Annotated in this window: 18 protein-coding genes; 13 read left to right on the forward strand and 5 right to left on the reverse strand. The window is 65.6% G+C overall.

Going from position 1 to position 18479, the window contains the following annotated elements; translation table 11 throughout:
- Positions 1-718 (forward strand): transglycosylase family protein (locus GNZ21_RS11210; RefSeq protein ID WP_157324368.1); only part of this gene is annotated, 718 nt, incomplete at its 5' end.
- A gap of 134 nt (positions 719-852) precedes the next feature.
- On the opposite strand, the gene GNZ21_RS11215 is transcribed toward GNZ21_RS11210, so the two are convergent.
- Complete coding sequence (locus GNZ21_RS11215) at positions 853-2238, reverse strand: mechanosensitive ion channel family protein (RefSeq protein WP_157324370.1); 1386 nt, start codon at positions 2236-2238, stop codon at positions 853-855.
- A gap of 44 nt (positions 2239-2282) precedes the next feature.
- On the opposite strand from GNZ21_RS11215, the gene hisD reads away from it, so the two are divergent.
- Together hisD and GNZ21_RS11225 are read left to right on the forward strand one after the other, a co-directional pair.
- The gene (hisD, locus tag GNZ21_RS11220; protein ID WP_157324372.1) at positions 2283-3587 is read left to right on the forward strand and encodes a histidinol dehydrogenase; all 1305 of its coding nucleotides are present in this window, start codon (positions 2283-2285) and stop codon (positions 3585-3587) included.
- A 172-nt stretch (positions 3588-3759) separates the two neighbouring features.
- The gene (locus GNZ21_RS11225; protein WP_157324374.1) at positions 3760-4605 is read left to right on the forward strand and encodes an AMIN-like domain-containing (lipo)protein; all 846 of its coding nucleotides are present in this window, start codon (positions 3760-3762) and stop codon (positions 4603-4605) included.
- Here the strand turns inward: GNZ21_RS11225 and GNZ21_RS11230 are convergent.
- The gene (locus GNZ21_RS11230; protein WP_157324376.1) at positions 4602-5387 is read right to left on the reverse strand and encodes an SDR family NAD(P)-dependent oxidoreductase; all 786 of its coding nucleotides are present in this window, start codon (positions 5385-5387) and stop codon (positions 4602-4604) included. The two genes, GNZ21_RS11225 and GNZ21_RS11230, sit on opposite strands and share 4 nt — an antisense overlap.
- Positions 5388-5478: 91 nt before the next feature.
- Between GNZ21_RS11230 and GNZ21_RS11235 the strand changes: the two genes are divergently transcribed.
- On the forward strand, positions 5479-5901 hold the full coding sequence (locus GNZ21_RS11235; protein ID WP_157324377.1) for a hypothetical protein: 423 nt from the start codon (positions 5479-5481) through the stop codon (positions 5899-5901).
- Between the two features lie 142 nt (positions 5902-6043).
- Here GNZ21_RS11235 and GNZ21_RS11240 read toward each other — a convergent pair whose 3' ends face one another.
- Complete coding sequence (locus GNZ21_RS11240; protein WP_157324379.1) at positions 6044-6826, reverse strand: MBL fold metallo-hydrolase; 783 nt, start codon at positions 6824-6826, stop codon at positions 6044-6046.
- Positions 6827-6900: 74 nt separating this feature from the next.
- Here GNZ21_RS11240 and GNZ21_RS11245 point away from each other — a divergent pair, with 74 nt between their 5' ends.
- The 4 genes from GNZ21_RS11245 to GNZ21_RS11260 are packed head-to-tail and all read left to right on the forward strand — an operon-like array spanning position 6901 to position 9892.
- The gene (locus GNZ21_RS11245) at positions 6901-8025 is read left to right on the forward strand and encodes a glutathione S-transferase family protein (protein ID WP_157324386.1); all 1125 of its coding nucleotides are present in this window, start codon (positions 6901-6903) and stop codon (positions 8023-8025) included.
- Between the two features lie 24 nt (positions 8026-8049).
- Entirely contained in the window at positions 8050-8841 is a 792-nt protein-coding gene (locus GNZ21_RS11250) for an SGNH/GDSL hydrolase family protein (protein ID WP_157324388.1), read from the forward strand.
- On the forward strand, positions 8835-9356 hold the full coding sequence (locus tag GNZ21_RS11255; RefSeq protein ID WP_157324478.1) for an AbrB family transcriptional regulator: 522 nt from the start codon (positions 8835-8837) through the stop codon (positions 9354-9356). Before GNZ21_RS11250 ends, GNZ21_RS11255 begins: the two co-directional genes overlap by 7 nt.
- Positions 9356-9892 carry an AbrB family transcriptional regulator gene (locus GNZ21_RS11260; RefSeq protein WP_157324390.1) on the forward strand — a complete coding sequence of 179 codons (537 nt, stop codon included), beginning with the start codon at positions 9356-9358 and terminating at the stop codon, positions 9890-9892. Before GNZ21_RS11255 ends, GNZ21_RS11260 begins: the two co-directional genes overlap by 1 nt.
- Before the next feature lie 33 nt (positions 9893-9925).
- On the opposite strand, the gene GNZ21_RS11265 is transcribed toward GNZ21_RS11260, so the two are convergent.
- Both GNZ21_RS11265 and GNZ21_RS11270 read right to left on the reverse strand, forming a co-directional pair.
- Positions 9926-10819, reverse strand: coding sequence for a hypothetical protein (locus GNZ21_RS11265; RefSeq protein ID WP_157324392.1), 894 nt, complete (start codon positions 10817-10819; stop codon positions 9926-9928).
- A gap of 100 nt (positions 10820-10919) precedes the next feature.
- On the reverse strand, positions 10920-12182 hold the full coding sequence (locus GNZ21_RS11270; RefSeq protein ID WP_188503690.1) for an aspartate aminotransferase family protein: 1263 nt from the start codon (positions 12180-12182) through the stop codon (positions 10920-10922).
- A 54-nt stretch (positions 12183-12236) separates the two neighbouring features.
- On the opposite strand from GNZ21_RS11270, the gene GNZ21_RS11275 reads away from it, so the two are divergent.
- The 5 genes from GNZ21_RS11275 (at position 12237) to GNZ21_RS11295 (ending at position 18452) form a co-directional block, all read left to right on the forward strand.
- Positions 12237-13709, forward strand: coding sequence for an NAD-dependent succinate-semialdehyde dehydrogenase (locus GNZ21_RS11275; RefSeq protein WP_157324396.1), 1473 nt, complete (start codon positions 12237-12239; stop codon positions 13707-13709).
- Positions 13710-14059: 350 nt separating this feature from the next.
- A complete protein-coding gene (gene dnaK / locus GNZ21_RS11280; protein WP_157324399.1) occupies positions 14060-15931 on the forward strand; it encodes a molecular chaperone DnaK in 1872 nt (623 codons plus the stop codon).
- Between the two features lie 75 nt (positions 15932-16006).
- The gene (locus GNZ21_RS11285; protein ID WP_157324402.1) at positions 16007-16942 is read left to right on the forward strand and encodes a nucleotide exchange factor GrpE; all 936 of its coding nucleotides are present in this window, start codon (positions 16007-16009) and stop codon (positions 16940-16942) included.
- 29 nt (positions 16943-16971) lie between these two features.
- Entirely contained in the window at positions 16972-17922 is a 951-nt protein-coding gene (locus GNZ21_RS11290) for a DnaJ C-terminal domain-containing protein (RefSeq protein WP_157324404.1), read from the forward strand.
- A 95-nt stretch (positions 17923-18017) separates the two neighbouring features.
- The gene (locus tag GNZ21_RS11295; RefSeq protein ID WP_157324480.1) at positions 18018-18452 is read left to right on the forward strand and encodes a heat shock protein transcriptional repressor HspR; all 435 of its coding nucleotides are present in this window, start codon (positions 18018-18020) and stop codon (positions 18450-18452) included.
- Positions 18453-18479: the final 27 nt, after the last annotated feature.

Here is an 18479-nt window from a genome sequence, read left to right on the forward strand (position 1 = left end):
CTTTGTGCAGTCGGTCTCCGGTTCGGGCTCCTCCTCCGGGTCATCCAACTCCGGCTCCTCCGGTTCGGGTTCCTCACCATCCGGCTCCTCCGGCTCTGGGTCTTCCAGCTCGGGATCTTCTGGCTCCTCCGGCTCCTCGAACTCTGGGAGCAGCAGCGGGCGGACCGGGCCCAGCAGCGGCCAGCACCGGCAGAGCGCCCAGGGCCCCTACAGTCAGGCCTGGGACCGTCTGGCCCAGTGTGAGTCCTCTGGTAACTGGTCCATCAACACCGGAAACGGCTACTACGGCGGACTGCAGTTCTCAGAATCCTCATGGCGCTGGGTGGGCGGCTCCGGCTTGCCCCACCAGGCCTCTAAGCAGGAGCAGATCGAACGCGCCTACCAACTGTGGCAGCGTCAGGGTTGGGGTGCCTGGCCCTCCTGCTCACGGCAGCTGGGACTCTCCGGAAACCCGGGCGGCTACGGGGACAGCTACTACGAGGTTCATGGCTCCGGCGGCTCGGGCCCTGCCGGACCGGCCGCCGCTTCGCCTGACAGCCAAGGGCTGGCTACCTACTCAGTGCCGCTGCGGGAGGAGCCCAGCTCCAGTGCAGAGCGCCTGGCACAGATCCCGCGCGGGGCAGTACTGACCACCGGCGAGCGCACCGGCGGCTGGCTCAAGGCGCAGTACGACGGGTTCACCGGCTGGGTCAGGGCCCAGTACATCACCCCCGCCTGAGCGGCGCCGGGGCGGGTATGCGGTCCTGCCGCGTGCCGAAAACAGGGGGCGACGGGGCTGCCGCAGCAGGTGCCCTGTCTCCCCCTTGTTTCCCGCTCCCGGGCACCGGCCGGTGCCTGCGAGGGCAGGCAATCTCATTCCGCTTGGCGATCCTTGCGCTCCCGGTAGGCATCCTCCCCGGGGCCGGCGAACTCACGGTTTCGCTCCACGGCGTCGATCGACCCGGTGAACAAGCCCTCCTCGACTGAGCCTTCAGCATCAGTAGCTTCCGAGGGGGTGGCGGCGGTCAGTGGTGAGCCGGCGTCGTCGTCCTCCGGGACCACTCCCAGCTGGCCGGTGGGCACCGATTCCGGTCGCCCGCCCAGGGCCTCCTCCTTGGTGATGAGCATGCGCTGGGTCATCACCGCATAGGGATGCTCAGCACGAAGGAAGTTCACCAGGTCCTCCCGGATCAGGCAGCGCAGGTCCCACAGCTCCCCGGAGTTGCGGGCCGAGACCACCACCCGGACCGTCACATGCCCCTGCACTGCGTCAGTGACCTGCAGGTTGGAGGTCTCACCGTCCCAGAGATCAGTGGTGGACAGCAGCCGCCTGAGCCGCCCGCGCAGCGCATCCATCGGTACCCGCCAATCCACATCCAGCTCCACAGCACCCAGCAGCTCGGTGCCCACCCGGGTCCAGTTCTCGAAGGGGGTGGAGACAAAATAGGCGCTGGGATAGATGAACCGGCGGCCGTCCCAGGACTTCAGCACCACAGTAGAGAGCGTGATCTCCTCCACGGTGGCGAAGTTCTCCTCGATGACCACCACATCGCCGACCCGGATCGAATCGGTGAAGGCCAGTTGAATCCCGGCGAAGAGATTGGCCAGCGTGGACTGCATGGCCAGGCCTGCCACCACCGAGACCACACCGGCTGAGGCCAGCAGCCCGGCGCCCAACCCGCGGACACTCTCGTTGAGCAGCAGCACCGCCGCTACGGCCAGGGTGATGATGATCGCCGCCAGGATCCGGCCGATCAGATCCATCTGGGTCTGAACGCGCCGGCCACGCCGGTCCTCCACTCCGGGCTGTTCCTCGCCGATGTACTTGGCCAGGATCACCGCCTCCACAATCTTGACCACGCGCAGCGCCCACCAAGCCACCGAGATGATCACAGCGATCAGCAGCCCCACATACACCGGCCCGTCCCACCACTGATCCTCCACTGCGTAGCGGACAGTCAGCGCCGAGCCGGCAAAGAGCAGGATGCAGAAGAAGGGGGTCCGGGTACGGTTGATCCTCCGCTTCACGGTGGGTCGCCGCCGGAAGAACTGCTTGAGCACTGTGGAGGTCACCAGGGTGGCGGCCAGGGCCACCAGCGCCGAGATGCCCACCCCTACCAGGATGCCGATCAGCGGCCCGGCCCCGGATATCAGCTCCTCGAACTCTTGAGGGACAAACTCCTCCACATCGGTGGTGATTCCCTCTGCGGGATCATCGGCTGAAAGCATGGTCAAGGGGGTGGAGGGGAAGCTCATCATGGCCGAAATTGTGGCACGCCCAGCTCAGGGGGAACAATGGGCCTATGCTCACTCTCACCGATCTGCGCGGCCGCGACGTTGATATCGCAGCCATCCTGCCCCGGGCTGACCAGGACATTTCAGCCACCCTCGATACTGTGGCCCCTCTTTTGGAGCAGGTGCGCACTGGCGGTGAGTCCGCGCTGCTGGATCTCTCAGAGAAGTACGACGCCGTCCGCCCACCTTCTCTGCGGGTACCCGCCCAGGTGCTGGAACAGGCTCTGGAGCAGCTCGATCCGGTGGTTCGGGATGCCTTGGACGCTTTGATCCTGCGTGCCCGGGAGGTGCACAATGCCCAACTGCCCGCGGCCTCCGTGGTGTCTCCCGGACCGGATGCCAAGATCACCAACCGGTGGGTTCCGGTGCAGCGGGTGGGCCTGTACGTGCCCGGTGGGCAGGCAGTCTACCCCTCTTCTGTGGTGATGAACGTGGTGCCCGCACAGGTGGCCGGCGTGGCTCAGCTGGCCATCTCCTCCCCCCCGCAGAAGGAGCACGGCGGCTGGCCGCACCCCACGATTCTGGCAGCAGCCCAGCTGCTGGGTGTCGAGGAGGTCTATGCGGTTGGGGGTGCCCAGGCGGTGGGGATGTTCGCCTACGGTGTCCGGGATGACTCGGGCGTCGTCGTACCTCCGGTCTCCTTGATCACCGGGCCCGGCAATATCTATGTGGCCACCGCCAAACGAGCAGTGCAGGGCATAGTGGGCATCGATGCTGAGGCCGGCCCCACCGAGATCATGGTGCTGGCCGACTCCACCGCCCCGGCCAATCTCATCGCCGCCGATCTGGTCAGCCAGGCCGAGCACGATGAGCTGGCCGCAGCCGTGCTGGTGACCGACTCCGCGGAGCTGGCTGAGCGTGTCATCTCCCAGGTGGAGGAGCGGGCGGCCATCACCCGGCACCTGGACCGAGTCAAGCAGTCGTTGGCTGGCCGCCAGTCGGCCGCACTTGTGGTGGACTCCATGGACACCGCAGTGGAGGTGGCCAATGAGTACGGTGCCGAGCACCTGGAGATCATGACCGAGGACGACGCCGCCTACGCAGACCGGATTCACAACGCCGGAGCCGTGTTCCTGGGTCACTACACTCCGGTCTCCCTGGGCGACTACTGCGCCGGGTCCAACCATGTGCTGCCCACTGGGGGTGCCGCCCGGTACTCCTCGGGGCTGAATGTGACCAGTTTCCTGCGCTCCCAACAAGTGGTCCGCTATGGCCGGGACGGGCTCTCTCAGGTGGCCGGGCATGTGCAGGCCCTGGCCCAGGCCGAGGACCTGCCCGCGCACGGGGAGGCTGTGGCCGCCCGGTTCCAGTGAGCGGTACCGCGGGCACGGGACCGGAGCTGGGGCAGATCACAGCCGGGCAACACTTGAGTTGCGAACTGGGAACAACCTTCAACCCAGCTGTCACACTGGAGAGCAACCTATTACCGTAGGCAGACGGAATACCAGGAACACCAGCTAGAGCTTGTCTGTGAGGTGAGTACCGGTGCGCCGTGCATCCCCCATCCCTGAAACCGCAGCACTGCCCGCCGCGCTGGGCATAGCTGTCCTGCTGCTTGCCGGCTGCCAGGGTACAGCTGATGAGCCCGTTGAGCACGGTACCGCCACCGCCGAGGAGCAGCCGCCGCTGGATGAGCCCGCCGATGAGCCGGGCACCCTGGACCCCGAGGGGGAGAGCGCAGAGGCCGGAGCAGATGATCCGCAGAGCCTGACCGAGCAGAACGAGGATGAGCCGGATCCGGAGCAGAGCGTTGAGCACGAGACCGGCCAGCCTCGGGACACCGGCGCACCTGAGGACCAGGATCAAGCAGAGGGCGAGGAGGCAGCCGAGGAGCCGGAGGCTGATAATGACGTCCTCGACGTCACCGAGTTCTCCGCTGAGCCTCAACGCTCACGGGGATTCCCCGATCTGCTCACTGAGGTTCCCGAGGACTCCGAGCTGCTGCTGGGCGAGGTGCGTGCAGGGGTCCACGAGGGCTACCACCGGATCGTGTTCGACCACGTGGGGGAGGGGGCTCCCGGCTGGAGCGCGGAGTACGTGGACGAGGCCGTGGAGCCCGGTTCCGGATTCCCCATGGAGCTCGAGGCTGAGGCCATTCTCTATGTAGGGGTGGTGGGACTGGTCCCCGGCAACGCAGGCCAGGAGCAGGGCCAACTGGAGCTGCGGGAGTGGAACGACCCCCAGAACACCATGTTCACCGATGTGGCCACCACATTCGTCCATCACGGTTCGGCCAACTACTACATCGGCTTGGATGCCGAGCGCGAGTTCCGGGTATCCGTCTGGGAACATCCCAACGGTCCCCGGTTGATTATCGACGTTCTGGTCTAGTCACTGCCGGTGCTGGGCACGCCCATCCGCTTATCGGCCGCCCACTGCACCACCGGGTCCGGGATGAACCTCAGTGAGGCCGTCAGCGCACGGTACTGAGCGCTGGGCACACAGACCGCGGCGCCCTGCGCATTGGCAGTCAGCCCCTGGCGCACCACATCCTCAGGGTCCAGCCACATCCACCTCTTGGCACCGGTGACGCTGATCCCGGAGCGCTCGTGGAACTCGGTGCGCACCAGACCCGGGCACAGAGCGGTGACCGTGATGCCCTCGGGCTTCAGCTGAGCATGCATCGCCTTGGAGAAGTTCACCACCCAGGCCTTGGCCGCCGAATAGGTTCCGGTGGGGGTGAACCCGGCGACGGAGGCCACATTGATGATCCGGCCGGCCCGCTGAGCGGCCATCGCCCGCGCTGCGGTATGGGTCAGCTCCATAGGGGTCTGCACATGGAGGCGCAGCAGGTCCCGCTCATCGTCCAAGTCATTGTCCAAAAAGCTGCCGGCCAGTCCGTGCCCCGCATTATTGACCAGCAGATGCACCGGATGCGCTGGATCAGTCAGCCGCTCCTGCACCGCTCCCACGCCATCGTCAGTAGTCAGATCTGCAGCGATGGTCTCCGCGCGGATCCCGTATTGAGCTTCCAGCGCCTCTGACTGGGCCGCCAGGCGCTCCTCCGTGCGGGCAGCCAGTACCAGGTCATAGCCCTGGGAAGCCAGCTGCCGGGCGAAAGAAGCTCCGATGCCCGCGGTAGAACCGGTGATCACTGCTGTATGAGTTCCCATGAGAGATATCGTAGAACCCAGCGTTGCCCGGTCAGGGGAAAAACGTTCAGCCCAAGTCCAGCATGGTGTGCCAGCAGGAAGGAGCCAGCCGATGCGGTGGAGCAGACGCGGAGAATGGGGACCGGAGCTCTTCGGCGGGCGCCGGCTGCGCTCCGATCAGTGGGCACCCCTGGAAGCCACGGTCTACGCTGCGGACATAGAGGCGGTGGAGCAGGCCTTGGAGGAGCTCACCGGGTTCATGGACTACTTCCGCGAGGATGTGGACGGGTCACCGATGACCGGGGTCACCGATGGGCAGCTGGCGGTGGTGCACAGCACCGGGACTGACAGCTTCGGGCGCCGGCTGCTGCAGGTCACCTTCTACGCCGCCGGACCAGTGGGGGAGTCCAGTCCCGACGCCTTCGAACGCCTGCGCCGAGCAGCCTCAGCCCTGGTGGATGAGCTCAACGCCCAGGGCATCGAGGTCCAGGAGATCCGCTGGGCCGAGCAGCCCTACATCATCCGGCCGTTCTGAGCTGTGCTGAGGCAGCGACCTGAGTCCCAGTCCAGGATCGTGTAGCGAAACTGCGGGAACTTCGCCCGCAGAAGCGTGAGTTCCCACAGTTTCGCTACGAAATTGCCCCGGAGGCCGGCGGAATGACCGTGCAGCGCTGGCGCTAGGAGTGCCGAAGGTAATCCAGCTGCGCGGCAGCGATCATGCTGATGATCCTGGGGTCCAGCTCGCTGCGCTCGCCGTAGATATGCCGGCCCAGTTCCTCGGCATTCATCGGGCCGTGCTCAGCCAGCAGACCGCGCACCTGCTCCAGCCTCTGCTGGCGGTGCTCAATGTACTGCTCCACCACTGGACCGAGCCGCTCATGGACCGGTCCGTGGGCGGGCAGCAGCAGGGCATCGCGGTACTCTGCCAGCCGGTGCAGCGAGTCCAGATAATCGGTGAGCGTGCCATCGGGATAGTCGAGCATAGTGGTCCCGCGCCCCAGCACCGTATCCCCGGTGAGCACCGCCTGCGCCTGCGGAAGCCAGAAGCACACCGAGTCTGAGGTGTGCCCGGGAGTGTGCAGCACAGTGAGGGAGCTGCCTGCGGCGGCGATGCTCTCCCCTTCGCGGAGCGGAAGCACTGTGCCCTCGCCCCCAGGCAGGCATACCCCCGGGTCTGCCCCGCGCACCGGGGCGCCGGTCCGTGCCGAGAGCTGTTTAGCGGCCCCCAGGTGATCGCGGTGCCGGTGGGTCACCAGGATCTGGGTGACAGTGCGCTGACCTGCCGTCTCCAGGATCGCCCGGATGTGCTCAGGGTGGCCCTCAGGGCCTGGATCGACGACGACGACCTCCGCAGCCTGCGGGTCACCGACCAAGTAGGTATTGGTGCCCTCCAGGGTCATCGGGGAGGGATTATCGCAGGTGATCTGCTGCACGTCGGTGGGCAGCGGTGTGGTCCTCATGGCACCTAGCCTACGCCGGGGCCTGGCGCATAGTCTGGTGGGTGACGAGGTCCCCATACCGGAAAGAGCTGATCATGAGCGAGCCGAAGAAGACCGCAGAGACTGAGTACTCCACCAAGGGCGCCTATGTCACAGGCGAGGAGTTCACCCGCGACACCAACTACATCGAAGACCGCGTGGTCGCTGACCTACAGGCAGCGCAGGAGGCTCCCACGGAAGAATCCTTCAGCATCGGTGACCCTCGCATCCAAGGCCTCACCGAAGGTGCTCAGGCCTGGCCGGTGGAACCCGGCCGGTACCGGCTGGTGGCCGCCCGCGCCTGCCCCTGGGCCCATCGCTCCATCATTGTCCGGCGTCTGCTGGGTCTGGAGGATGTGATCTCACTGGCGGCCCCGGGGCCGGTGCACGATGCCCGTTCCTGGACCTTCGACCTCACTGAGGACGGGCGCGACCCGGTGCTGGGCTCCGAACGGCTGCAGGAGAACTACTTCGCCCGGTTCCCCGACTACCCACGCGGGATCACCGTGCCTGCTCTGGTGGACGTGCCCTCCGGGGCAGTGGTGACCAATAACTACCCGCAGCTGACCTTCGACTTCTCCACCCAGTGGAAGGCCTTCCACCGCGAGGGGGCCCCGGATCTGATCCCGGAGGGGCTGATCGATGACATGCTGCCGGTGATCAAACGGATCTTCACAGAGATCAACAACGGGGTCTACCGGGCCGGGTTCGCCGGCTCACAGCGGGCCTACCAGGAGGCCTATGACCGTCTCTTCGCCGCCCTGGACTGGGCCGAGGAGCGGCTGGCCGGCCAGCGCTACCTGATGGGGGATCACATCACCGAGGCAGATGTGCGCCTGTTCACCACTCTGGTGCGGTTTGACCCGGTGTACCACGGGCACTTCAAATGCAACCGGCAGAAGCTTACTGAGTTCCCGAACCTCTGGGGCTACGCCCGTGATCTGTTCCAGACCCCGGGCTTCGGCGACACTGTGGACTTTGACCAGATCAAGGCCCACTACTACGTGGTGCACGAGGACATCAACCCCACCCAGATCGTGCCCGTGGGTCCTGATCTTGACTCCTGGCTGAGCGAGCACGGCCGTGATTCTCTGGGCGGCTCACCCTTCGGCGAAGGCACCGCACCCGGCCCCATCGCCCCCGAGGAGCAGCCTCCCGGGGCCAACCCGCTGAAGAGCTAAGGGTATGACATGTAGGCTGGAAATATGGCAGCACGTGATGAGCTGAACGGGCCCTTCGAGAAGCGCTACGTAGCACTAGGGGACTCCTTCACCGAAGGAGTCGGGGATATCGACCCTTCCAGCCCGAACGGCGTCCGCGGTTGGGCCGACCGAGTGGCCGCGCAACTGATCGAGAACGGCGGCTCCTGGGGCTACGCAAATCTGGCGATCCGGGGCAGGAAGCTCCAGCAGGTGCTCGACGAGCAGCTTGATGCGGCACTGGCCCTGGCGCCCACCTTGGTGACCATCTACGCCGGCGGCAATGACATTCTGCGCCCGGTGGTCAATCTGGACGGGATGATGGAGCGCTACCGCTGGGCCCTGGAGAAGCTGGTCGACAGCGGCGCACAGGTGGTGGTCTTCACCGGGTTCGACTCCGGCAAGGCCCCCATGTTCCGGGCTACTCGCGGGCGCACCGCCATTTATAACGAGCACGTGCGCAAAATGGTCGATGACCTTCAGCTGGGCCTGGTGGACTTCTGGCATATGAAGCGATTCCAGGACTGGCGGCTGTGGGATCCGGACCGGATGCACCTGAGCATCGAAGGTCACATCTGGATGGCCAAGGAAGTGCTGTCCGTATTGGGCGAGAAAGACAGCATAGAGGAGCCGGAGCTGGAGGAACCGCCGGTGACCTCACTGCCGGAGAAGTTCATCGGCGAGGTCACCTGGACCAAGGACTATCTCTACCCTTGGGTCAAGCGGCGGGTAACCCGGAAGTCCTCCGGCGATAACCTCTCCCCCAAGTACCCCAAGCTCACCCAAAGGATCTGGTAACGAAGCGCCCACAGAACCTCTGGGGCCTGGCCCGGCTGTTCGCTGGGGCAGCGTCAGTGGGCACACTCTTCGAGGTGCTGGGCGTACCCGCCGGCATGCTGCTGGGCTCCATTATCGGGGCCGCTGTGGTCAACCAACGGTGGCGAGCCCGGTGGAAGCCGGCCGAGGTTCCGGTGCCCCTGCGCCAGGCTGGTTTGGTGACCATGGGATTCGTCACCGGGGTCCTGCTCACCGTTGAGTCCCTTACCTCCACGGCACTGATCGCGCTGCCGGTGGCGGGGGCCTATCTGCTGATCAGCGGGCTCAACCTGGGGCTGGTGACCCTGTTGATGTCGCGCTATGGCGTGGATCCGGCCACCGCAGCCTTCGCGGTCATCCCAGGCGGGCTCGGCGAGGTGATGGCCATGGCCATGGATCGCGGCGCTGAGACAACAGTGGTGCTCACCGTGCATGCCGTGCGGCTGTTCACCCTGGTGCTGATCCTGCTGCCCATCCTGCTGTGGGTGCTGACCTGATGGGCACCCTGTTGCTCGTAGCAGTGATGGCCGGCTCGGTTCTCGCCGCTCTGCTCTTCCGCTGGGCCAAGCTGCCGCTGTGGCCGCTGACCGGGGGACTGGTCGGTGCGGCCGCTGTGAACCTGAGCTTCGGGTTGGCAGTGGAGGTTCCCGGCGTCGTCGCCCTATTGGCCCAGCTGGTGATCGGTGCGGCCATCGGGGCCAGCATCGGCCCGGAGATCTTCCGGCACTTCGCCAGGATCGTGGCACCGGGCACCCTCGCGGTGGTGGTGGTGCTTGGGGCAGGACTGGCCTTCGGCTGGCTCTTCGCCGCCCTGGGGCTGCTGGAGCCGGCCGAGTCAGTCTTCTCGCTGATGCCCGGCGGGGTGGCTGAGATGGTTGCCGCTGCGGTGGCTCTGGGGTACGACGGCGCCGTGGTCATCGGTGCCCATATAGTGCGGCTGTTCACCGTAATCTGGTCCGTGCCCCTGTTCCTCTGGGCGGCTGAGAAGATCTACCGCCGCTGGATTCAGCCGCCGGAGACCCCCGGCCCGTGACTCAGCGCGGGAGCAGCGGGCTCCAGGGCCTTCTCACTGGACCTGCTCGTGGAGCTTCTGCACCTGGGCGCCGAGGATCTCATCGAAGACCTCATCGTCGATGCCCGATTCATTCAGCAGCAGCACATGATTGTGCCCGAAGCTGTAGCCGGCCATATGGAAGGTCGGCTGAGGCTCGCCGTAGACCTCCAGGCTGATATGAACTCCTTCGGCTGAGGAGGTGGTGGGGACCTCGATCAGGTCGCCGTCCGGATCCACATAGCCATCGCAGGCATCCGAAAGCTCCTGGTAATAGGGCCGGAAGAGCTCGTGCTCATCAGGGGTGGCCACGATCATGATCTGCACATCGTGCTCCCCGTCCGAGACGGTGGCCTCCAGGGCATGGGTGGCCGTGACCTCAATGGAGTCGATCGCGTCCATGGCCGCAGAGCATTCATCCTCCAGGACCCATCCCGGAAGCGTCAGACTCTTGCTGAACGGCAGGCCATCACCGGAGATGTCCCCGTGGGTGCTGATCGGCTCCTGGAGCAGAAAGCCCTCCGGGAACTCCTGGACCTCGGAGTCGGCATACTCGCCATCCTCCAGCAGGGCATCGCGCAGCCCCACGGAGTCCAGCGGCTCATCCAGGGACCACTCAAGGTCACCGGAGACAGTCTCATCCTGGGGATCCTCTTCGGCAGGATCTTCGGCAGGATCCTGGTCATCATCCTCGGCCTGGTCATCCCCGGACTGCTCAGTCTCAACGGGGTCAGGCTCCTCGGTGGTGTCCTCTCCAGAGCCCTCCGGGGGTGCAGCCTCGGCGGTGCCCGTGGTGTGCACCGGCTCGGCGGGCCGTTCCTCCCCGGCGGAGCAGCCGGCCAGCAGCAGTGCTGCGAGGCTCAGCGCTGCGCAGCCCCTGATTCCCTGAGTGGTGGTGGCATGTGCCATGTGGTCTCTCCCCTTCTCGTGCGTTTGCTTAGATTTGCAATAGTAACCTGTTGTGGGGTCACTGCAGAAACGGGGAGTGCTCCGCGGCCACTCGCGGTGCTCAGCCCAGTACAGCGTCCAGGGTCTTTTCCCAGATGCTCAGGGCATCATCCACCTGGGCCTCGGTGACCACCAGGGCTGGGATGAACCGGACATTCTGACCGTACATACCGTTGGTCAGCAGCAGCAGCCCGTTCTCGGCGGCCTTCTTGTGCACCGCAGCGGCCGCAGCACCGTCCGGATTCCCGGCAGAATCGGCGAACTCCACACTGACCATCAGGCCCAGCCCGTGCACATCAATGACCTGGCTGTGCCTCTGCCCGATCCGCTGCAGGCCTGCTTTCAACTGCTCGCCGCGGGCGGCAGAGTTGGCCACCAGACCTTCCTCCTTGATGACATCAAGGGTGGCCAGGGCGGCCGCGCAGGCCACAGCATTGGCCCCGTAGGTGCCGCCCTGGGACCCGGGCCAGGCCTTGGCCATGACCTCTTGGGAGGCTGCGATACCGGAGATCGGGAACCCGGAGGCGATGCCCTTGGCGAACATCTGCACATCAGGCTTCAGCCCGAAGTGCTCCTGGCCCCAGAACCTCCCGGTGCGTCCGAAACCGGTCTGCACCTCATCGACAACCAGCAGAATCCCGTGCTCATCCGCCCGCTCGCGCAGTCCGGCGAAGAATCGCTCAGTGCCGGGGATATAGCCGCCCTCGCCGAGTACCGGCTCCACCAGGAAGGCGGCGGTGTCGGCAGGATTGGACTGGGTCTGCAGCACAAGGTCCAGCTCGCGCAGCGCGAAGTCCGTGGCCTGCTCAGCATCCCAGCCATAGGCCCGGTAGTGCGAGGGATTGGGGAAGGGGGAGACCACGACGCCGCCCATCAGAGGGGAGAACCCGGCCCGGAACTTGGTGCCGGAGGTGGTCAGGGAGGCTGCAGCGACAGTCCGCCCGTGGAACCCGCCCTGGAAGACCACAATATTTGGGCGCCCGGTGGCCTGCCGGACCAGGCGCAGCGCCGCCTCAGCCGCCTCGGAGCCCGAGTTGGCGAAGAACAGCGAGTCCAGGCCGCTGGGCAGCACTTCGCCCAACCTGGCGGTGAGCTGCTGCAGCGGCTTATGCATGATGGTGGTGTACTGGCCGTGAATCAAAGTCCCGACCTGCTCCTGGGCGGCGGCTACCACCTTAGGGTGGCAGTGCCCGGTGGAGGTCACGCCGATCCCGGCGGTGAAATCCAGGTGGCGGTTGCCGGCGTCGTCGTAGAGGTATACGCCTTCACCATGAGTGGCGACCACCGGGGTCGCCTGCTTCAACTGGGGGGAGAGCTGGGCCACGAAAAACTCCTGTTCGGATTGTTGACAATCTGCATCCTGATCTAGGCTACACATATGACTTCAGTTGCCCAAGACCAAGAGACCGCAGTTGTTGAGGCCGCCCCTAAGCAGCTCTACATCAACGGGCAGTGGCGCGAGGCCCGCAGTGGAGCCACCCTTCAGGTGCTGGACCCCTCCACCGGGCGTACGCTGTGCCGGGTCGCCGATGCCTCTGAGGAGGACGGCTGGGATGCACTGCGAGCCGCTGAGGCCGCACAGCAGGAATTTGCCGCGGTCCCCCCGCGCAAGCGCGCCGATATGCTCATGCGCGCCTTTGAACTGATGCATGAGCGCAAGGATGACCTCGCCCTGCTGATGACCCTGGAAATGGGCAAACCTCTGGCTGATGCCTATGGGGAGGTCAACTACGCCGCCGAGTTCTTCCGGCACTTCGCCGAGGAGGCCACCCGGATCAGTGGCAATTACCAGACCGCCCCGGCGGGCAATGCGCGGTTTATCGTGCGCAGGGAGCCGGTGGGTCCCTCCATCCTCATCACCCCATGGAACTTCCCGTTGGCTATGGGCACCCGGAAACTGGGCCCGGCCATCGCCGCCGGCTGCACCAGTGTGCTCAAGCCCGCTGAGCTGACCCCGCTGTCCATGCTGGCCCTGGCGCAGGTTCTGGAGGATGCCGGAGTGCCTGCGGGGGTGGTCAATATTGTGGTGACCTCCACGGCGGGGAAAGTGATGGAACCGCTGATCCGCTCCGGGATCGCCCGCAAACTCTCCTTCACCGGTTCCACGGCGGTGGGCAAGAAACTGCTGGAGCAGTGTGCGGAGAAGGTGATGCGCACCTCTATGGAGCTCGGCGGCAATGCCGGGTTCGTAGTCTTTGATGACGCTGATCTGGATCAGGCGGTGGAGGGCGCGATGCAGGCCAAGATGCGCAATTCCGGCGAGGCCTGCACCGCGGCCAACCGGATCTTTGTGCACCGCAGCGTGATCGAGCCCTTCGCCGAGAAGCTGGCCGAACGAATGGGCGGACTCAAAGTCGGCCGTGGCGTGGAGGATGGGGTGCAGGTGGGCCCCATGGTGGACGCCAAGCAGCAGGCCAAGGTCAAAGAGCTGGTCGACGACGCCGTGGGCAAAGGGGCCCAGGTGGTCCTCGGTGCCGAGACCGGGGAGGGGGAGGGCTTCTTCTACCAGCCCACAGTGCTGAAGGAGGTGCCGCCGAGTGCCCGGATGTGGAACGAGGAGATCTTCGGGCCGGTCGCCCCGCTGACCCCCTTCGAGACTGAGGAGGAGGTCATCGAATGGGTCAATGACACGCAGTACGGGCTGGTCAACTATGTGTTCACCCATGACCTCACCCGTGCTCTGCGGGTGGCCGAAGCATTGGAGTCGGGCATGGTGGGGCTCAACCAGGGCGTAGTGTCCAATCCGGCAGCACCCTTCGGCGGGATCAAGGAGTCCGGTCTCGGGCGCGAGGGCGGGGATACCGGCATCGACGAGTTCCTGGAGACCAAGCTCATCGGCATCCAGATGTAGATCGATCTGTCTCAGAGGTCTGTCCCTGTGGATGAGCAGAAGGTGACGATGAATGCCACCTAATCTGGCGGCGTCGTAGGCTTCTGCTCAGAATCGCGGGCCTGAACGGTTGTACTGGGCAGTAGGTGACGACGTCCTCCCTGTGAGGATGACATGTCGTCGTGTACTGCCCAGAGCGGGCAGGAACGGGAATAGGGGAGTCGGCGGCGTCGTTGCGGGTACGTGAAGGCAAAGTTGAGTGCACCTGACTCAAGTCAGTTTGACAAGGGTCCGCTCAAGTTTCAGACTTGAGCCGAACTCGCTCAACTGCGAGATGCACGCCTGAAGATGTCCTGACGAAAGGAGCCCAGATGTCCCGCGCAGTCGGAATTGACCTCGGAACCACCAACTCAGTGGTGACCGTCCTCGAAGGTGGCGAGCCCACCGTGATCGCCAATGCTGAGGGTGCCCGCACCACCCCATCCGTGGTGGCCTTCTCCAAGACCGGCGAAGTGCTGGTGGGCGAGGTCGCCCGCCGCCAGGCGGTGTCCAACCCGGACCGCACCATCGCCTCCGTCAAGCGCCATATGGGCACCGACTGGAGCACCGAGATCGACGGGAAGAAGTACACCCCCCAGGAGATCTCCGCCCGCACCCTGATGAAGCTCAAGCACGACGCCGAGTCCTACCTGGGCGAGGATGTCACCGAGGCCGTCATCACTGTGCCCGCCTACTTCAACGACGCCGAGCGCCAAGCCACCAAGGAGGCCGGGGAGATCGCCGGCCTGAAGGTTTCGCGCATCGTCAACGAGCCCACCGCAGCCGCCCTGGCCTACGGCCTGGAGAAGGGCAAGGAGGACGAGCAGATCCTGGTCTTCGACCTCGGCGGCGGCACCTTCGACGTCTCCCTGCTGGAGGTCGGCAAGGATGAGGACGACTTCTCCACCATCCAGGTCCGCGCCACTGCCGGTGACAACCGGCTGGGCGGCGACGACTGGGACCAGCGGATCATCGACTGGCTGGTCCAGCAGGTCAAGGCCAAGGAGGGGGTGGACCTCTCCAAGGACAAGATCGCCGTGCCGCGCCTGAAGGAGGAGGCCGAGCGTGCCAAGAAGGAGCTCTCCTCCACCACCAGCGCCAATATCAACATCCCCTACGCCACCCAGCATGAGGGTGCCCCGGTGCACGTCAACGAGACCCTGTCCCGGGCCAAGTTCGAGGACCTGACTGCCGATCTGCTGGAGCGGACCAAGAAGCCCTTCCACGATGTGCTCAGTGAGGCCGGGGCCAAGATCTCCGAGATCGACCACGTGATCCTGGTGGGCGGTTCCACCCGGATGCCCGCGGTGGCTGAGCTGGTCAAGGAGCTCACCGGCAAGGAGGCCAATAAGAGTGTCAACCCCGATGAGGTGGTAGCCGTGGGCGCTGCCCTGCAGGCCGGTGTGCTGGCCGGTGAGCGCAAGGACGTGCTGCTCATCGATGTCACCCCGCTGTCCCTGGGCATCGAGACCAAGGGCGGAGTGATGACCAAGCTCATCGAGCGCAACACCGCCATTCCCACCAAGAAGTCTGAGGTCTTCTCCACCGCGGAGGACAACCAGCCCTCGGTGGCCATCCAGGTCTTCCAGGGCGAGCGCGAGTTCACCCGGGACAACAAGCCGCTGGGCACCTTCGAGCTCACCGGCATCGCTCCCGCCCCGCGCGGTATGCCTCAGATCGAGGTCACCTTCGACATCGACGCCAACGGCATCGTGCACGTCTCCGCCAAGGACAAGGGCACCGGCACCGAGCAGTCGATGACCATCACCGGCGGCACCTCCCTGGACAAGGAGGACATCGACCGCATGGTTGCCGACGCTGAGAAGCACGCCGAGGAGGACAAGAAGCGCCGGGAGGCCGCCGAGAAGCGCAATGCCGCCGAGGCCACTGCCTACTCCGTGGACAAGCTGCTCAAGGACAATGCCGAGAAGCTCCCCGAGGAGGTCAAGACCGAGGTCCAGGCCGATGTAGATGCGCTGAAGAAGGCTCTTGAGGGAACCGACAATGATGATGAGGTTTCTGCCGCATTCGAGAAGCTGCAGGCCTCCCAGGTCAAGATCGGTGAGGCGCTCTATGCCCAGGGCGCTGACTCTGCCGCCCCGGGTGCTGAAGAGGCACCTGCCGGCGATGCCCCGGCGGACGAGGATATCGTCGATGCTGAGGTCGTGGACGAGGACGACGACGCCGAGAGCAGCAAGCAGTAACAGGCCCAAGAGGACTTCCCCCGGCTGCACCGTCTCAGAGATGGTGCAGCCGGGCCCTGACAGGAGGACACTGCGATGGCAGAGGACAAGTACAACCCCGAAGAACCGATCCGGTTCACTGATAAGCGCAAGTACCGGCCCGATGATGCCGAGAAGCTGGCGGAGGGCGAGGCCACAGCGGAGGACCGGGAGGCCGCAGCCACTGATCCCGCGGCTGATCCCTTAGCTGAGGCGGAGCGGATTCTGGCCGATGTTCCCGATGAGGCCATTGAGGTGCAGCAGGCCCACGAGGAGCCCGCCGGTGAGGAGGGCGACGGTGCTGATCCCGCCGGCGGGGAACCCCCGTTGGGCTCTGGTCAAGCCGAAACGGCGCCGGACTTCGCCCCTGAAGACCCGGAGGTCGCCGAGGAGCCGGAACTGCGTGAGGTCCCGCTGGACCAGGCCGCAGGCGGGGTCGAAACCGAACCACAGAGCCGGATCGAGGCTGCTGAGGAGGAACTGGCCCAGCAGGGCGGCGCTGGTCCCGGCGGCGGGGAGACCCCGCTCGCCTCTCAGCCGCTGGAGGCGGCTTTCACGAGTGACCGTGAGGCCGAGTTGGAGAACGACCTGCGCCGGGTCCAGGCCGAGTATGTCAACTACCGCCGCCGGGTCGAACGTGACCGGGCGGTGGAGAAGGACCGGGTCAAGGGACAGCTGATTGCTGACCTGATGCCGGTGCTCGATGACATCGCTGCCGCCCGGCAGGCCGGAGACCTCCAGGATGGTCCCTTTGCCCATATCGCCTCGCGGCTGGAGCAGGTGCTGACCCAGCAGGGTCTCTCCGCAGTCGGGGCAGTCGGGGAGAGCTTCGACCCCAACGCCCACGAGGCGATCATGCAGCAGCCCAGCGAGGAGGTTGAGGCCGACCATATCGCCGTGGTGGTACGTTCGGGCTACCGCTTCGGCGACCGGCTGCTGCGCGCAGCCCAGGTCATCGTTTCCACCGGCCCGGAACAGAAGACAGAAGAGTAAACCCGAGGACTCCCAGGTAGGAGGTGTTCATGGCTTCACAGGACTGGATAGACAAAGACTTCTACAGCGTGCTTGGCGTGGCCAAGGACGCCTCCGCCGAGGAGATCAAGAAGGCCTACCGCAAGCTGGCCCGTCAGCATCACCCGGATAAGAATCCCGGCGATGTCAGCGCTGAGCAGAGGTTCAAGGATATCTCTGAGGCACACTCGGTGCTCTCGGATCCCGAGCAGCGCCAGCAGTACGACGCCATCCGTGCCATGGGCTCCGGAGCGCGTTTCTCCGGCAGCCCAGGCGGGGAGGGCGGCGGCTTCGAGGACCTGTTCGGCGGCCTCTTCGGCGACCGCGGGGAACCCGGCGCAGGCCGCTTCCCCGGCGGGTTTGAGGATATTTTCGGCGGTATGGGCTCCCGGTTCGGCTCCCGCCGCGGCGCCCCGGCCAAGGGTGCCGACCGCACCGCCAAGACCACCATCTCCTTCAAAGGCGCGGTCCGCGGCACCACAGTGGGGCTGCGCGAGCCCAGCGGCAACGTGATTGATGTGCGGATCCCGGCCGGCATCCGAGAGGGCCAAAAGGTCCGGGTCAAGGGCAAGGGCCAACAGGGTCCGGGAGGCTCCGGTGATCTGTTGGTGGAGGTCTCGGTGCAGGACCACCCGTTCTTTGAGCGCGACGGGGACAATATCCGCATCCACCTGCCGGTGAGCTTCGACGAGGCGGCGCTGGGCACCACCGTGGAAGTGCCCACCGTCCACGGCGAGAAGGTCAGGATCCGCGTCCCGGCAGGTTCCAGCACAGGGAAGACCCTGCGCCTCAAAGGCCAAGGAATCCACCGGAAGAACACCCGAGGAGACATGCTGGTGGTGCTCGAGGTGGTGGTCCCGGAGCAGCTCAATGAAGCGGCCGAAGCCGCTGTGCGGGCCTTCGCAGAAGCAACACGCGGATCTGACCCGCGGGAAGGTCTGCTGGCCAAAGCAGCGTTGTAATGGGACAGAGTTGCCATGGGACAAAGGAGGTGAACAGCGTGGCCTACAGTATTCGGATCCGGGAGAACATCGCGGAGTACAGCGAGGACCCACGGATGTTGGCCGCCGCTCATCGGCATGATCCGCTCTTCGTCATCTCCGTGGCCGCCGAATTGGCCGATATGCACCCGCAGACCCTGCGCCAGTATGACCGGCTCGGCCTGGTCACTCCCCGAAGGCAGGGCGGACGTCACCGGCGGTACTCCCCCTATGACATCGAGCAGCTGCGCCAGATCCAGCAGCTCAGCTCTGAAGGCGTCTCCCTCGAGGGGATCCGGCGAATCCTGGCCCTGCAGAACCGGGTGGAGGACCTAGAGTCCGAGGTCGCCGAGCTGCGCCAGGCTCTGCGAGAGTCGCAGCGCAATCCCACCGGGACCCGCGTCTTCGCCGTGGGCTCCGGCGGTGACGTAGTGACTGTGCCCCGCGGTCAGCGGCCACGGCCGGCCGGGCGCGAACTGATCATCTGGCGAGATCGGCAGCGGGAGCGCTAGCGAGCGCCCACACTTGAGCCTGACCGG

The organism is Nesterenkonia alkaliphila, assembly GCF_009758175.1.
Taxonomy (GTDB): Bacteria; Actinomycetota; Actinomycetes; order Actinomycetales; family Micrococcaceae; genus Nesterenkonia; species Nesterenkonia alkaliphila.

Bases quoted from the DNA above. Each gene is read 5' to 3' on its own strand.
- GNZ21_RS11240 (WP_157324379.1), bottom strand. From the start codon at position 6,826: ATGAGGACCACACCGCTGCCCACCGACGTGCAGCAGATCACCTGCGAT.
- GNZ21_RS11215 (WP_157324370.1), bottom strand. From the start codon at position 2,238: ATGATGAGCTTCCCCTCCACCCCCTTGACCATGCTTTCAGCCGATGAT.
- GNZ21_RS11290 (WP_157324404.1), top strand. From the start codon at position 16,972: ATGGCTTCACAGGACTGGATAGACAAAGACTTCTACAGCGTGCTTGGC.
- dnaK (WP_157324399.1), top strand. From the start codon at position 14,060: ATGTCCCGCGCAGTCGGAATTGACCTCGGAACCACCAACTCAGTGGTG.
- GNZ21_RS11265 (WP_157324392.1), bottom strand. From the start codon at position 10,819: ATGGCACATGCCACCACCACTCAGGGAATCAGGGGCTGCGCAGCGCTG.
- GNZ21_RS11235 (WP_157324377.1), top strand. From the start codon at position 5,479: ATGCGGTGGAGCAGACGCGGAGAATGGGGACCGGAGCTCTTCGGCGGG.
- GNZ21_RS11245 (WP_157324386.1), top strand. From the start codon at position 6,901: ATGAGCGAGCCGAAGAAGACCGCAGAGACTGAGTACTCCACCAAGGGC.
- GNZ21_RS11250 (WP_157324388.1), top strand. From the start codon at position 8,050: ATGGCAGCACGTGATGAGCTGAACGGGCCCTTCGAGAAGCGCTACGTA.
- hisD (WP_157324372.1), top strand. From the start codon at position 2,283: ATGCTCACTCTCACCGATCTGCGCGGCCGCGACGTTGATATCGCAGCC.
- GNZ21_RS11285 (WP_157324402.1), top strand. From the start codon at position 16,007: ATGGCAGAGGACAAGTACAACCCCGAAGAACCGATCCGGTTCACTGAT.
- GNZ21_RS11230 (WP_157324376.1), bottom strand. From the start codon at position 5,387: ATGGGAACTCATACAGCAGTGATCACCGGTTCTACCGCGGGCATCGGA.
- GNZ21_RS11260 (WP_157324390.1), top strand. From the start codon at position 9,356: ATGGGCACCCTGTTGCTCGTAGCAGTGATGGCCGGCTCGGTTCTCGCC.
- GNZ21_RS11295 (WP_157324480.1), top strand. From the start codon at position 18,018: ATGTTGGCCGCCGCTCATCGGCATGATCCGCTCTTCGTCATCTCCGTG.
- GNZ21_RS11275 (WP_157324396.1), top strand. From the start codon at position 12,237: ATGACTTCAGTTGCCCAAGACCAAGAGACCGCAGTTGTTGAGGCCGCC.